Annotated in this window: 9 protein-coding genes; 2 read left to right on the top strand and 7 right to left on the bottom strand. The window is 64.0% G+C overall.

Translation table 11 applies throughout. From position 1 onward, the window contains the following. Positions 1-65: 65 nt before the first annotated feature. From urtA to yrfG, 5 genes are all read right to left on the bottom strand, one after another. On the bottom strand, positions 66-1,331 hold the full coding sequence (gene urtA / locus ACZ3GY_RS21065; protein ID WP_463563370.1) for an urea ABC transporter substrate-binding protein: 1,266 nt from the start codon (positions 1,329-1,331) through the stop codon (positions 66-68). Positions 1,332-1,392: 61 nt separating this feature from the next. Beyond that, positions 1,393-2,115 carry a GntR family transcriptional regulator gene (locus ACZ3GY_RS21060; RefSeq protein WP_465911862.1) on the bottom strand — a complete coding sequence of 241 codons (723 nt, stop codon included), beginning with the start codon at positions 2,113-2,115 and terminating at the stop codon, positions 1,393-1,395. 1 nt (position 2,116) lies between these two features. Further along, positions 2,117-5,743, bottom strand: coding sequence for an urea carboxylase (uca, locus tag ACZ3GY_RS21055; RefSeq protein ID WP_465911861.1), 3,627 nt, complete (start codon positions 5,741-5,743; stop codon positions 2,117-2,119). A 191-nt stretch (positions 5,744-5,934) separates the two neighbouring features. After that, on the bottom strand, positions 5,935-7,731 hold the full coding sequence (gene atzF / locus ACZ3GY_RS21050) for an allophanate hydrolase (RefSeq protein WP_465911860.1): 1,797 nt from the start codon (positions 7,729-7,731) through the stop codon (positions 5,935-5,937). Positions 7,732-8,236: 505 nt separating this feature from the next. Further along, positions 8,237-8,896, bottom strand: a complete 660-nt coding sequence (yrfG, locus tag ACZ3GY_RS21045; protein ID WP_465911859.1) for a GMP/IMP nucleotidase — start codon at positions 8,894-8,896, stop codon at positions 8,237-8,239. A gap of 136 nt (positions 8,897-9,032) precedes the next feature. Between yrfG and nudE the strand changes: the two genes are divergently transcribed. Then, positions 9,033-9,599 (top strand): ADP compounds hydrolase NudE, encoded by a 567-nt coding sequence (gene nudE, locus ACZ3GY_RS21040; protein ID WP_225835883.1) that lies wholly within the window; start codon positions 9,033-9,035, stop codon positions 9,597-9,599. Then, a complete protein-coding gene (gene cysQ, locus ACZ3GY_RS21035; protein ID WP_465911858.1) occupies positions 9,596-10,426 on the top strand; it encodes a 3'(2'),5'-bisphosphate nucleotidase CysQ in 831 nt (276 codons plus the stop codon). Before nudE ends, cysQ begins: the two co-directional genes overlap by 4 nt. A gap of 142 nt (positions 10,427-10,568) precedes the next feature. Here cysQ and ACZ3GY_RS21030 read toward each other — a convergent pair whose 3' ends face one another. Then, positions 10,569-12,485, bottom strand: coding sequence for a beta-ketoacyl synthase (locus ACZ3GY_RS21030; protein ID WP_463563375.1), 1,917 nt, complete (start codon positions 12,483-12,485; stop codon positions 10,569-10,571). A 277-nt stretch (positions 12,486-12,762) separates the two neighbouring features. After that, positions 12,763-13,464 (bottom strand): TRAP transporter large permease (locus ACZ3GY_RS21025; protein WP_465911857.1); only part of this gene is annotated, 702 nt, incomplete at its 5' end.

The raw sequence follows: 13,464 nt of genomic DNA, 5'->3' as shown, positions 1-13,464 counted from the left end.
ACGCGCTCTTGAGATTGCTCGCCGGCAAGCCGGCTCCTACAGGAGGAGCCGGGCGAGCCCGTGGATCAGTTCGACTTCACCGGGGTGTCGCCTTTCTTGTCGTTGCCTTCGATGTACGGGCTCCACGGCTGGGCGCGAACCGGGCCGTCGGTTTCCCAGACCACTTCGAACTGACCGTCGTCCTGGACTTCGCCGATCATCACCGGCTTGTGCAGGTGGTGATTCTTCTCGTCCATCTTCAGGGTGAAACCGCTCGGTGCGGCGAACTCCTGGCCGGCCATGGCGGCACGCACCTTGTCGACGTCGGTGGTACCAGCCTTTTCGACGGCCTGGGCCCACATGTGGATGCCCACGTAGGTGGCTTCCATCGGGTCGTTGGTGACCACGGTGTCGGCGTTCGGCAGCTTCTTGGCCTTGGCGTAGGCTTTCCAGTCGGCGACGAATTTCTCGTTGACCGGGTTCTCCACGGACTGGAAGTAGTTCCATGCGGCCAAGTGACCGACCAGCGGCTTGGTGTCGATACCGCGCAGTTCTTCTTCACCTACCGAGAAGGCCACCACCGGTACGTCGGTGGCTTCGATGCCCTGGTTGGCCAGTTCCTTGTAGAACGGCACGTTGGAGTCGCCGTTGACGGTGGAGACCACCGCGGTCTTGCCGCCGGCGGAGAACTTCTTGATGTTGGCGACTATGGTTTGGTAATCGCTGTGGCCGAACGGCGTGTAGACCTCTTCGATGTCCTTGTCCTGAACGCCCTTGCTGTGCAGGAAGGCGCGCAGGATCTTGTTGGTGGTGCGCGGGTAGACGTAGTCGGTGCCGAGCAGGAAGAAACGCTTGGCGGCGCCGCCGTCTTCGCTGAGCAGGTATTCCACCGCCGGGATCGCTTGCTGGTTCGGCGCGGCGCCGGTGTAGAACACGTTCGGCGACATTTCTTCGCCTTCGTACTGCACGGGGTAGAACAACAGGCCGTTGAGTTCTTCGTAGACCGGCAGTACCGATTTACGCGACACCGACGTCCAGCAGCCGAAGGTCACCGCGACCTTGTCCTGGGTCAGCAACTGACGGCCACGCTCGGCGAACAGCGGCCAGTTGGAGGCCGGGTCGACCACCACCGCTTCGAGCTGCTTGCCGAGTACGCCGCCCTTGGCGTTGATCTCGTCGATGGTCATCAGCGCCATGTCTTTGAGCGATGTTTCCGAAATGGCCATGGTGCCGGACAGCGAGTGCAGGACGCCGACCTTGATGGTCTCGGCGGCGTGGATGCTCCAGCTCAGGCCCATGGCGACGATGGATGCGGAAAGGGTGAAGGCCTTGATCAGGCTGCGACGTTGCATAGGACGATCTCCATTGACTGACGAGTTTTATGTTGTTGGCAGTGGATCAAGGGACACCACATCAGCCCTGCGCCTGTACGGCCCGCTCGCGGGCGTTGTGCAGCATGTGCAGGGTGATCTTGCGCACTTCCGCCTTGCTGACCTCTATGTGGGTCTTCAGCAACAGCTGTGCTTCTTCGCAACGACGCGACAGGATCGCGCCGAGGATGCGTGCGTGCTCTTCGTAGGTGGCTTCCACCCGAGGCGTTTTGGTGAAGTCCAGGCGACGAACGATACGAATCTTTTCGCTGATTTCGCGGTGCAGGCGAGCCATCTCGCGGTTGCCGGTGGCCTCCACCAACTGGCAGTGGAAGCTTTCGTCGAGCAGCGACACTTCGCGGCCTTCTGGTGGGCGTTGCTCGGGCGGTGCCGTCCAGATGTGGCGCAGTTCTTCCAATTGTTCTGGCGTTTCACCCGCCGGGCGGTCGCATAGGCGCCGAACCGCCGCCAGTTCGAGCACGATGCGCACGTCGTAGAGCTCCTCGAAATGGTGGAAGTCGAACGGCTTGACCTGCCAGCCGCTACGGAAATACACCTCCAGATAACCCTCGCGCTCCAGGCGATAGAGCGCCTGGCGTACCGGTGTGCGGCTGGCGGCCATGCGCTCGGCCACTTCACCTTCGCTGAAACGGTCGCCCGGCAGCAGGCGGAACTCGGAAATGTCGTCCTTGAGCTGCCCGTAGATACGCTCGGCGAGGTTCTCCGGGCGTTCCTTGCCGCGTTTGATCGGGTCGACCAGTTGCATGTCAGGCCGCCTCGCTCGGATCGAGGATCAGCAGCACGTCGCCCGGAGTGACCGCCTTGCCCGGCTGGCAGCGCACGGCCTTGACCGTTCCCGCTACCGGCGCGAGCACGGCCAGCTCCATCTTCATCGCCTCGACCACCAGCAACGGCGTACCGGCTTCGACGTACTGGCCCGGTTCGACCAGCACCTTCCAGACGCTGCCGCACATGTCGGCGCTGACGGCCTGGCCATCGACGGCTTCGTCCTCCTCGCTGCTGGCAACTGGCGCGGCGTGGCTGTCGGCGTCGTCGTCGCGCCACAGCTGCACTTCGGCGTCGAAGGCTTGCTTTTGCAGCTGCTGGAAGCTGGCGATGCTGCTGGCGTTGTCCGCCAGGAAGCGCTGGTATTCGGCGAAATCGAAGGTGCTCTGCTCGATCTTTATTTGCGCGCGGCCTTCACGGAAGGCGTCGCGGAATTCGTCGAGCTCGGCTTCGCTGACCGGGTAGAAACGCACCTGATCGAAGAAGTGCAGCAGCCACGGCTGGCCGCCCTCGAACTGGGCGTTCTTCACGAACTTGTTCCAGATCGGCAGGGTACGGCCGACCAGCTGGTAGCCGCCGGGCGAATCCATACCGTAGATGCACATGTACATGCCGCCGATACCCACGGTGCCTTCAGCGGTGTAGGTGCGTGCCGGGTTGTACTTGGAGCTGAGCAGGCGGTGGCGCGGGTCGAGTGGCACGGCACAGGGCGCGTCGAGGTAGACGTCGCCGAGGCCGAGGATCAGGTAGCTGGCCGCGAAGAGGATGTCGCGCACTTGCTCGCGGGTGGCCAGGCCATTGGCGCGCTGGATGAAATCGACATTATTTGGCAGCCACGGCGCCTGGCTGCGCACGGTCTCGCTGTAGCGGCTGACGGCAGCGAGGGTGGCGCTGTCTTCGAAGGCCATCGGCAGGTGGACGATGCGGGTCGGCACCTTGAGATTCGCCACATCGCCCAGCTCGCGCTCGAGGCGCAGCAGGTGATCGAGCAGCGCCTGTTGATGCAGCACGCGGCTGTCGTACCGCAACTGCAGCGAGCGGACGCCTGGCGCCAGCTCTTCCAGGCCAGCGAGTGGCTCGGCCTTGAGGGCCTCCATCAGCAGGTGCACGCGCAGGCGCAGCGCCAGGTCGAGCACGTTGTCGCCGTATTCGAGCAGGATGTAGGCATCGCCCGCCTGGCGGTAGACCGCGCGCGGGCGGCTGCCATCGGCCGGCAGCTCAGCCAGCACGGTGGCCGACACGGTGTCGCCTGGCTGCAGGCTGGGCGCCGGCAACTCTACGGCATTGACCGCGCTTAGGCTTTGCAGGCTACCCAATTGCGCCTGTTCCAGTGCTTGAGCTTGCTCGAAGCTGATGGGATGAAAGCGCAGGGTGTCGCCTGGCTTGACCTGGCCGACCTTCCACAGCTCGGCCTTGGCGATGGTTACCGGGCAGACGAAACCGCCCAGGCTCGGGCCGTCCTTGGTAAGGATCACCGGGAAGTCGCCGGTGAAGTTGATGGCGCCGATGGCGTATTCGCAGTCATGCACGTTGGACGGATGCAGGCCGGCTTCGCCGCCGTCGGCGCGTGTCCAGCTTGGCTTCGGCCCGCTCAGGCGCACGCCCAGGCGGTTGGAGTTGTAGTGCACCTGCCAGTCGGCGGCGAAGAACTGCTCGATCGCCTCGGCAGTGAAGAAATCCGGTGCGCCGTGGGGGCCATAGAGCACACCGATGTTCCAGGTCGTGCCGTACTCGGGAACCAGGCTGGCATCCAGCGCCTGGGGCTCGCTGATCGGCGCCGGCGTGGTGCAGGCGGGCAAATCCTGGGAGATGGCCAGCATGTCGGCGGTGCGCAGGGTACGCCCGGCATGGCCGCCGAACTGGCCGAGGGCGAAGGTCGAGCGGCTGCCCAGGTACACGGGCACATCGAAGCCGCCACGCACTGCCAGATAGGTGCGGCAGCCGCTGGTTGCGCGGCCGAGTTTGAGCACCTGGCCGGCCTTGATGGCGATTGGCGCCCAGTAGGGCACGCTTTCACCGTCCAGCTCGGCAGGGCAGTCAGCACCGGCGAGGGCGACCAGCGCATCACTGTGGAAGCGCAGGCTCGGGCCCTGCAGGGTGAATTCCAGCCCGGCGGCGCTCTCGTGGTTACCGACGATGCGGTTGGCCAGACGGAACGCGTAATCATCCATCGGCCCGGACGGCGGAACGCCGATGTCCCAGTAGCCGAGACGGCCGGGGAAGTCCTGCACGCTGCTGTAGGTGCCGGGCTCCAGTACTTCGACCACCTGCGCCGCGTAGCTGAAGGTGTCGAGCAGGCGGGTCCAGATCTGCGCGGCGTGGAAGCGCGGCTCGGCAACCACCTGGCGCAAGTAATCGAGGTTGCTGGCAATACCGTGCAGGCGGGTTTCGCCCAGCGCTTTGCTCAGCTTGGCGATGGCCTCTTCGCGTGTGGCGGCGTGGACGATCAGCTTGGCGATCATCGGGTCGTAGAAGGCCGACACTTCGCTACCGGTACTGACCCAGCCATCTACACGGACGTCGTCCGGGAAGTGCACGTCGGTCAGCACGCCAGGGCTGGGCTGGAAGTTCTTCAGCGGGTCTTCTGCATAGATGCGCACTTCGATGGCCGCACCTTGCGGGGCACGGTTTAGCGCGAGCCAATCCAGCTCGTCGCCTGCGGCAACGCGCAGCATGCACTCGATGAGATCCAGGCCGGTGACCATCTCGGTCACCGGGTGCTCGACCTGCAGGCGGGTGTTCACTTCGAGAAAGTAGAAGTCGTCGCGAGCGGCGTCGTAGATGAACTCTACGGTGCCAGCACTGCGGTAGCTCACCGACTCGCCCAGTTCGACAGCGGCGGCATGCAGGCGCTCGCGGGTGGCTTGCGGCAGGTTCGGGGCCGGGGTTTCCTCGACCACTTTCTGGTTGCGCCGCTGCAGCGAGCAGTCGCGTTCTCCCAGGGCAGCCACGCGGCCTTTGCCATCACCGAATATCTGCACTTCGACATGGCGCGCCTGGTCGACGAAGCGCTCGAGAAATACCCCCGAATCGCTGAAGAACTGCTCACCCATGCGTTTGACGCCGTCATAGGCGCTGGCCAGGGCCACGGCGTCGGCGCAGCGGGTCAGGCCGATACCGCCACCGCCAGCGGTGGTCTTGAGCATCACCGGGTAGCCGATGCCTTCGGCGGCCGCCAGGGCCTCTTCGAGGCTTTGCAGCAGGCCGGTGCCGGGCGCCATCGGCACCTGCGCTTCGGCTGCCAGCTCGCGAGCCCGGTGCTTGAGGCCGAACTCGCGGATCTGCGTCGGCGTCGGGCCAACGAAGGCGATGCCCGCGTTTTCGCAGGCCTCGGCGAATTCGGCGCTTTCCGAGAGAAAGCCATAACCCGGATAGATCGCTTGGGCGCCGGTCTCCTTGGCGGCGGCGAGAATCTTGTCGATACGCAGGTAGCTGTCGGCAGCCTTGTCGCGGCCCAGCGCTATGGCCACGTCGGCATCACGTACATGCTGGGCATTGCGGTCGGCATCGGAATACACCGCCACGCTCTTCACGCCGAGACGCTTGAGGGTGCGGATGGCGCGGACGGCGATCTCGCCACGGTTGGCGATCAAGACTGTTTCAAACATGGCGGTTCTCCGTGGCGAGATCGCCGTGACGGGCTACGCCCGTCCTGCAATTTGACTTCGTCGCTGCGCTGCTGCGCTGCTGGTCACTACGGTTGGCGATCAGTACGGTATGGAACATCGGTTTGCTTCTCCAGGCAGATTCGGCGGCAGGTCGTTGGTCGCTCCCTCTCCTTTACTGGAGAGGGCACTGCTCACTTCTTGGTGCTGGCAATAAAGGCGCGCCAGCCACCGAAACTGGTGATGTCTCGGGCATCACTCAGCGCCCAGGGCTCGCAGATGAAACCTTTCACGCTGCGCCCGTCCGCCAGGGTCAGGTTGCCGATACCCAGAGGCGCGGGGATTTCCGCGACGAATTCGCCGAAGCGCGCCAGAGGGATGTCCCACAGCTCGACGATGATCGACGTGCCATCGCTGCTACGCGCCAGGCCCGGTTTGGGCGGCACGGTGCCGGCCAGGGCGTAGAGGCGATAGTCCGGCGAGGTCAGGGTCTGCTCGACCAGCACCGCGTTGCGGGTGGTCAGCTGGAAGTTCAGCGGCATGCCGGTCAGGTGCGCACCTACCACGGCTACCCGCACGCTGCCGGCAGGCACTGCCGTGGGCGGCTTTTGTGGAGGCAGCGCGCGACCGGTGGCGCCGAGCGGCAGCTCCAGGCTGGCCTGCCAGCGTTTGCCGAAGGCCGCCAGGGCCAGGTCGTGCCAGGCGGGGGCGAGCAGGGTTATGCCCGCGGGCAGGCCGTCGTCGCGCAGGCCGGCGGGTACGGCCAGGGCAGAGAGGTCGGCGAGGTTGGTGAAGTTGGTGTAGGTGCCGAACTGGCTGTTGAACAGCACCGGCTCCTGACGCATTTCGTCGAGGCTGCGAATGGTCGGCGAAGTCGGCACTACCAGCGCGTCGAAACCTGCCAGCGCGTCGTTGATCTTGCGGCTCAGCTCGGCACGCAGGTACTCGGCCTTGTAGGCGTCGCAGGCGCTGTACTGGTGACCGCTGTCGACGATGCCGCGCACCACCGGATCGAGGTGCTCCGGCGCCACGCCCTCCACGGCGACGGTGCGCTCGGCGACCCAGGGGCCGTAATACAGCTGTTCGGCGAGCTCACGGAAGGGGCTGAAGTCGATGGGTTGCAGGGTGACGCCCAGGGCGCGCAGTTTCTCCAGCGCCTGCTCGAACACGGCCTGGGTCTGGGTATCGCCAAAGAACTCCAGGCTGTCGGGCACGGCAAAGGTCGGTGCGGACTTCATGCCGACAGGGGCGCTGTTGGGGTTGCTGCGCGAGTAGCCGTCGTCGGCATCGTAACCGCCCGCGAGGCGCGCGACGGTTTCGGCGTCGCCGACCGTGAGGGCGAACACCGAGATGCAATCGACTGTGCGGCAAGCTGGCACCAGGCCGGTGTTCGGTAGCCAGCCCTTGGTCGGCTTGAGCCCGACGATATTGTTGAAGCCCGCAGGCACACGGCCCGAGCCGGCCGTATCGGTGCCCAGTGAGAACGGCACCAGGCCGCGCGCGACCACGCTGGCCGAGCCGGAGCTGGAGCCACCGCTGACGTACTGCGGATTGAAGCTGTTGGCGACCGCGCCGTGGGGCGAGCGGGTGCCGACCAGGCCGGTAGCGAACTGATCGAGATTGGTCTTGCCGATGAGGATGGCCCCGGCGGCGCGCAGGCGCTCGACCACCGTCGCATCGGCCTCGGCCTGGTAGGCGAATTCGGGGCAGGCAGCAGTGGTCTGCCAGCCGGCTGCGTTGATGTTGTCCTTGATGGCGAACGGCACGCCGTACAGCGGCAGCTTGTCCTGCTGGCCTTCGGCCTTGTCGAGCAGGGCCTGCAGATTACTCAACTGGGCGTCGAGCTGGGCCGTGCTGGCCAGGCAGATCCAGGCGTTGTCGTCACGGCTCAGTTGCGCGCGCAGGGCGTGCAGCAGCTCGGCTGGTTGCGCGGCATCACGGTAAGCCTGTTGCCAGTCGGCGAGGGTAAAAGCGAAGGAGGCGTTGGACATGCTCTGATATTCCATCTTGTATCCAAGTTGGAATTGCTAGAGCAAGAGCGATGCCAGTTTTTAACTAGCTGATTTTTATGAATTTTATTTTATTGAGAGGTTTTTTAGGACTATTCCTGCACCGTAGCGGAGCCGCGCTGAAGCCTTTTGGTGCGCAGACGACCGGCGTGGTGTGAGATGGGATAAGGGCAGGCGTCAGGCGAAAGCGGTCATCTGCTGCGGGGTTCGATCTGATCGTTCCTCACGCTCCGCGTGGGAATGCCTGCAGGGACGCTCTGCGTCCGATGTCGAGGCCTGGCGAGCGCAGAGCGCCCTGGATTGGGCTCCCACGCTGGAGCGTGGGAGCCATCATCAAGGCAGAAGCGGACGTTCGCGTAACTTGTAGGAGGGGCTTTAGCCACGAGCTTTTAATCAAGGCAAACAAAGAGCTCGCGGCTAAAGCCGCTCCCACAAAAGCAGCAGCGCTCTATGTCCGCTCCCGCCACTCACCAGCCGCTCTTGCTACCTACAGCCCGTTCAGTAGCGCCCGGTAATCCCGTACCGCCTCGAACTCTTCGGTGTCCTTCACGCCCTTGCGGCTATCCGGCTCATGAACCGCCAGCAGGTGCTTCACGCCGAAGCGTTGGGCGCTGCGCAGGATCGGCACGTTATCGTCGATGAACAGGCTGCGCGCCGGCTCGAACGACAGATCCTGCTGCAGGGCAGACCAGAACTGCGCGTCTTCCTTGGGGAAGCCGTAGTCATGTGAGCTGATCAGGCGGTCGAAGTAGGGCGCTAGTTCGATGCGTTCCAGCTTCAGGGACAGCGAGTCGCGGTGGGCGTTGGTGATCATCACCACCTGTTTGCCGGCCCGGCGGATGGCGGCGAGAAAGGTGTCGGCGTCCGGGCGCAGGGCGATCAGGTCGGCGACCTCGCGCTTGAGGTCACGGATCGACAGGTTCAGCTCGCGGCTCCAGAAGTCCGTGCAATACCAGTTCAGTTGGCCAGCGTGCTTCGTAAACAGCGGCTGCAGTTCGGCATCGGCCAGGGCACGGCTGACGCCGTGGTGCTCGGCGTATCGCTGTGGCAGGTGCTCGAGCCAGAAGTGGTTATCGAAGTGCAGGTCGAGCAGAGTGCCGTCCATGTCCAGCAATACGGTGTCGATTTCGGGCCAGGGCAGGTTCATGGCAAGGCGGCTCTCTGAGATGGAAATGCGGTGGACAGGGCCTGCTAGTCGTCAAATGCGCGCTTTTAGAGCGCAGACAATCCAGGCAGGCGCGGTATGATAACCGTTCCGGTCAGCCCAGCAGCAGGACTCACCCATGCGTCAGAAGCCCACCGTCATCGCCCGAGAAATCGTCGCTAGCAGCCGCCTGTTTCGTGTCGAGGAAATCCAGTTGCGCTTCAGCAACGGTGCCGAGCGCACCTACGAACGGCTGGTCGGGCGCGGCACTGGGCATGGTGCGGTGATGATCGTGGCCATGGTGGATGACGAGCACGTTCTGCTGGTCGAAGAATATTGCGGCGGTACTGGCGAATACGAGATCTCCCTGCCCAAGGGGCTGATCGAGCCGGACGAGGATGTACTCGATGCCGCCAATCGCGAATTGCAGGAAGAGGCCGGTTTCGGTGCTCGCAAGCTTGAACATCTGACCGAGCTGAGCCTGTCTCCCGGTTATATGAGCCAGAAGATCCAGGTGGTACTGGCCCGTGATCTGTATCCACAAACACTGCCCGGCGACGAGCCGGAGCCGCTACGTGTGGATAAAGTCAGCCTGCGTGAGCTGTCCGCCCTGATCCAGCATCCGCAGTTCAGCGAAGGCCGAGCTCTGGCGGCCCTGTATCTGGTGCGCGATCTGCTGGAGCAGCGTGGGGAACTGAGCCGATGAGCCATCCGTTACTGCCTGCGGTACTGGAACTGGTGCAGCAGGCGGGCGTCGTGATTCTGCCGTTCTGGCGCCAGGGTGTTCAGGTGATCGAAAAAGCCGATGCCTCGCCGGTGACCGCCGCCGATCTGGCGGCCCATCGTGTGCTGGCCGACGGCCTGCAGGCGCTCGACGCGAACATTCCCGTGCTGTCCGAGGAAGACGCCGATATTGCTCTGAGCGAACGTGCTGGTTGGACTCGCTGGTGGCTGGTCGACCCGCTCGACGGCACCAAGGAATTCATCGCTGACAGCGAAGAGTTTACTGTCAACGTAGCGCTGATCGAGCGTGGGCAAGTGGTGTTCGGGGTGGTCGGCATTCCTGCCTCGGGCGTCATCTATTACGGCGGTCGCTGCCTGGGGGCCTGGCGCGCTGAGCCGGGTGAGGAGCCGCAGGCGATTGCCGTACGAGAAACGCCGGCCGTCGGTCTCACTGTAGTCGCCAGTCGGCGTCATGGCAGCGCCGAGCAGGAGCAGTTGCTGGCCGCCCTGGTTACGCGCTTTGGCGATATAGAACGAATCAGTGTCGGCAGTTCGCTGAAGTTCTGTCAGCTCGCTGAAGGCAGCGCGGACTTCTATCCGCGCCTAGCGCCGACTTCGCAGTGGGATACCGCTGCTGCTCAGGGCGTACTCGAGGGCGCTGGCGGTGTGGTGCTGACCCTGCAGGGCGAGCCGCTGCGCTACGAGGCACGGGAGTCGCTGCTCAATCCTTTCTTTCTAGCACTGCCGGCCGACGTCGAATGGCGCGAGTTGCTGGTCGAGGAAGCCAAGCGGTTAGTGCCAGTTAATTAGCGCCTCCCCGGCTACCGCTATTTGCCAAACATTGTAGGAGCCGCTATCCCGCCGCGAATCGTCTGGCCAGCGCGGAAATCGCGGTATAACCACAATCGTTCGCGCCGAGGGCGACGCTCCTACATGGACAGTGGCTTACGCCTCAGTCGAGCATGTCGCTGTAGCGGCCGTCCTGCTTGAACACCAGCGGCTGGGCGAAGCCCGGTACCTTGATCTGCTCGCTGCCGATGTCGATCTGCGTGTCGTCGATCAGGTCGTTGCCGAAGTTGTAGATGATATCCAGCTGACCTTTCAGTGCCTGCTCGTCGTAAGCCCGCGCCGTCACGCGGGTTTGCTCGCGACGCTGCTGGTAGGTGCTGAAGGCCGCCTCGCCGTGACGCTTGCGCAGCATGCGCTCGACCACGTGCGGGGCGAGTACTACGGCGCTGGCGTTGTTGCCGCCAAAACCCTTGGAGTTGATGAAGCACACGTCCATGCGCTGGTCGTGACGATCCACGTTGCTGATGCTCAGGTGCTGCTGGTGCACGTCCGCAGCCACTTCATCGATGGTCTTGATGCCAGGAATGATGCCGTACTTGAAGGTGCCCAGCGCGGAGATCACCTGGTCGCCACTGGCGGTTGCCAGGGAGTGGCCGACGAACGCTTTCACTGCCGCTACTGGCCAGCTGTCAATGGCGAAAGCCGCCGCTACGCGATCCAGCAGTTCGGATTCGGTGACCCGGTTGGCCGGGGTGCTGGAGCCGTGGGCATGCACGAAGCTGCGCTGGCGCACGGCATCGACGCCCAGCAGCTGCACGGCGCTGGCCACGGCCTTGGCGACGGTCAGGTAGTTGCCTGGGCCGGGCGCGGAAATGGATTTCTTGAAACCGTCGGCGTTGATGAACACGTCGGTGGCGGCGCCGTGGATGTCGGCACCCAGTTGCAGGGCCAGCTCATCGTCCATCAAGACGATGAACTGGCAGGCTTCCGACAGGGTGAAACCGCAGTTGTCGCCGAACGGGCGGCTGGCGCGGCGGAAGTCGACGTTACCCTGGGTTGTATCGGTTTTGCCTTCGATCAGGCGCAGGCCGTCTTCGGTGGCCAGTGCGCCCATGGCGCCATAGCCCTCGATGCACTCGGCGTTGATCGGTGCCTCGCTGTTGCCGACGATCACTACTCGTGCGGTGCCGGCATTGATCTGCTCGATGCCTTTCTGCAGGTTGTAGAGGAACGTTGCGCAGGCGCCGGTGACGCTGCCGGTGGTGCCGACGCTGCCCAGCACGTAGGCGTTGATGAAGTCGGCGGGCATGGTGTTCAGGCCCAGGGCCAGCTGCTTGGAGCTGACGCGGTGGCCCTTGAGGCGCGACTGCATCAGACCGCCGAAGCCGTTCTCGTCGAGCTGGCTCATGATGCTGCCGGCGAATACTGCAATCTCGTCGGGGGCAACGTGGTCGACGATGGTCTGCCACGGCACACCGGTGGCGCGCAGGGCATCGGTGACGCCAACCACGGCCATCTGCAGGCCACGCGGGTGGAAGCGCGAGTTGTACAGTTCGCCCGGCTCGAAGCCGGTCGGCAACTGGCCTGCGGATTTCACCGGCAGGGCACGGTAGCTGTCGACCTTGAATTCACAGGTGTCGTGCAGGGTGACGCGCACGTCGTTGCCGCCCAGTTCCTCTACCGACCAGTTGGCCGGCAGCGGCTCGGGCAACTGCTTGCGGGTGCTGACGAAGGTCAGGCTGCCGCCTTCACCGTTCAAAGAGATGCTCTTGTGCCAATGGGCAGCGTCGGGGTCGAGGTGCTGTTTCTCGATGCGGCGCACCAGGGTGGACGCTAGCACCTGCTCGCCATAGCGGCGCTCGATCTCGATGGCCGACAGTGGTTCACCGGCCTGGCTCTGATAGGCGCCATCGACCACGCGCACCAGCTTGGTCATCACCGCCAGGCCGATGAGTGTTTCGCGGCGTGCCTGCTCGTCCAGCGATTCGATCACCATGCGGCGGAAGCCGTGGTGGAAGGAGCTGCGGCCGGCGGCATTGTAGCCACCGAAACCGACGATCACAGGCAAACGAGACTTCACGCGGACACTCCTTCAACTAATTAGATCAGCACGCGCCATTATCGAGCGGATGCTGGGTCAGCGGATCGAGGCGAGGCGCGCGTTTCTGACGATAGGCGCCATGATGGAAATTCAGGTGCCTATGCTGACGCGATCCATGACCCACGAGTCACGACTTGATACAAGGTTACCCGTTATCGGTTGCGGCGGCACGGCTCACATGCGATCTGCCTGAAACAAAAAAGCCCGGCACTGAGGCCGGGCGTAATGGGGGCGAACCCCCATAAAGTGGAACGTCTTACATGCCCAGGAAGTTAGGCAAGCCCAGCGAAATGAACGGCACGTAGGTGACCAGGAGCAGGAAGCACAGCATCACCAGCAGCCACGGCGATACCGCGCGCACTACACGGGTCAGCGGCATGCCGGTGACCGCCGAGGTGACGAACAGGTTGAGTCCGGTTGGCGGCGTGATCAGGCCGATCTCCATGTTCACCACCATGATGATGCCCAGGTGGATCGGGTCGATGCCCAGCTGCATGGCGATCGGGAACAGGATCGGCGCCAGGATCAGGATGATCGCCGACGGCTCCATGAAGGTACCGGCGATCAGCAGCACGATGTTCACCACGATCAGGAACTCGATCGGGCTGAAGCCCTGCTCGACGACCCAGGCGGTGATCGACTGCGGAATCTGCTCGGTGGTCAGCACGTGGGCGAACAACATGGCGTTGGCGATGATGAACATCAGCACCACGCTCAGCTTGCCGGCCTCGATGATCACTTTCGGGCACTCGCGCACCGTCATGTCCTTGTAGACGAAGATCGCTACGAAGGCGGCGTATACCGCGGCCACCGCAGCGGCTTCAGTCGGGGTGAACATGCCCGAGTAGATACCGCCGAGAATGATCACGATCAGCATCAAACCCCAGCCCGCTTTGCGGCCAGCGGTGAGGATTTCCTTGAACGAGGCGCGCGGCAGCGACGGCATGTTCTGCACGCG

It is taken from the genome of Pseudomonas sp. PME37.24/006 (assembly GCF_055556635.1).
This window is presented reverse-complemented; position numbering and strand designations above follow the sequence as displayed.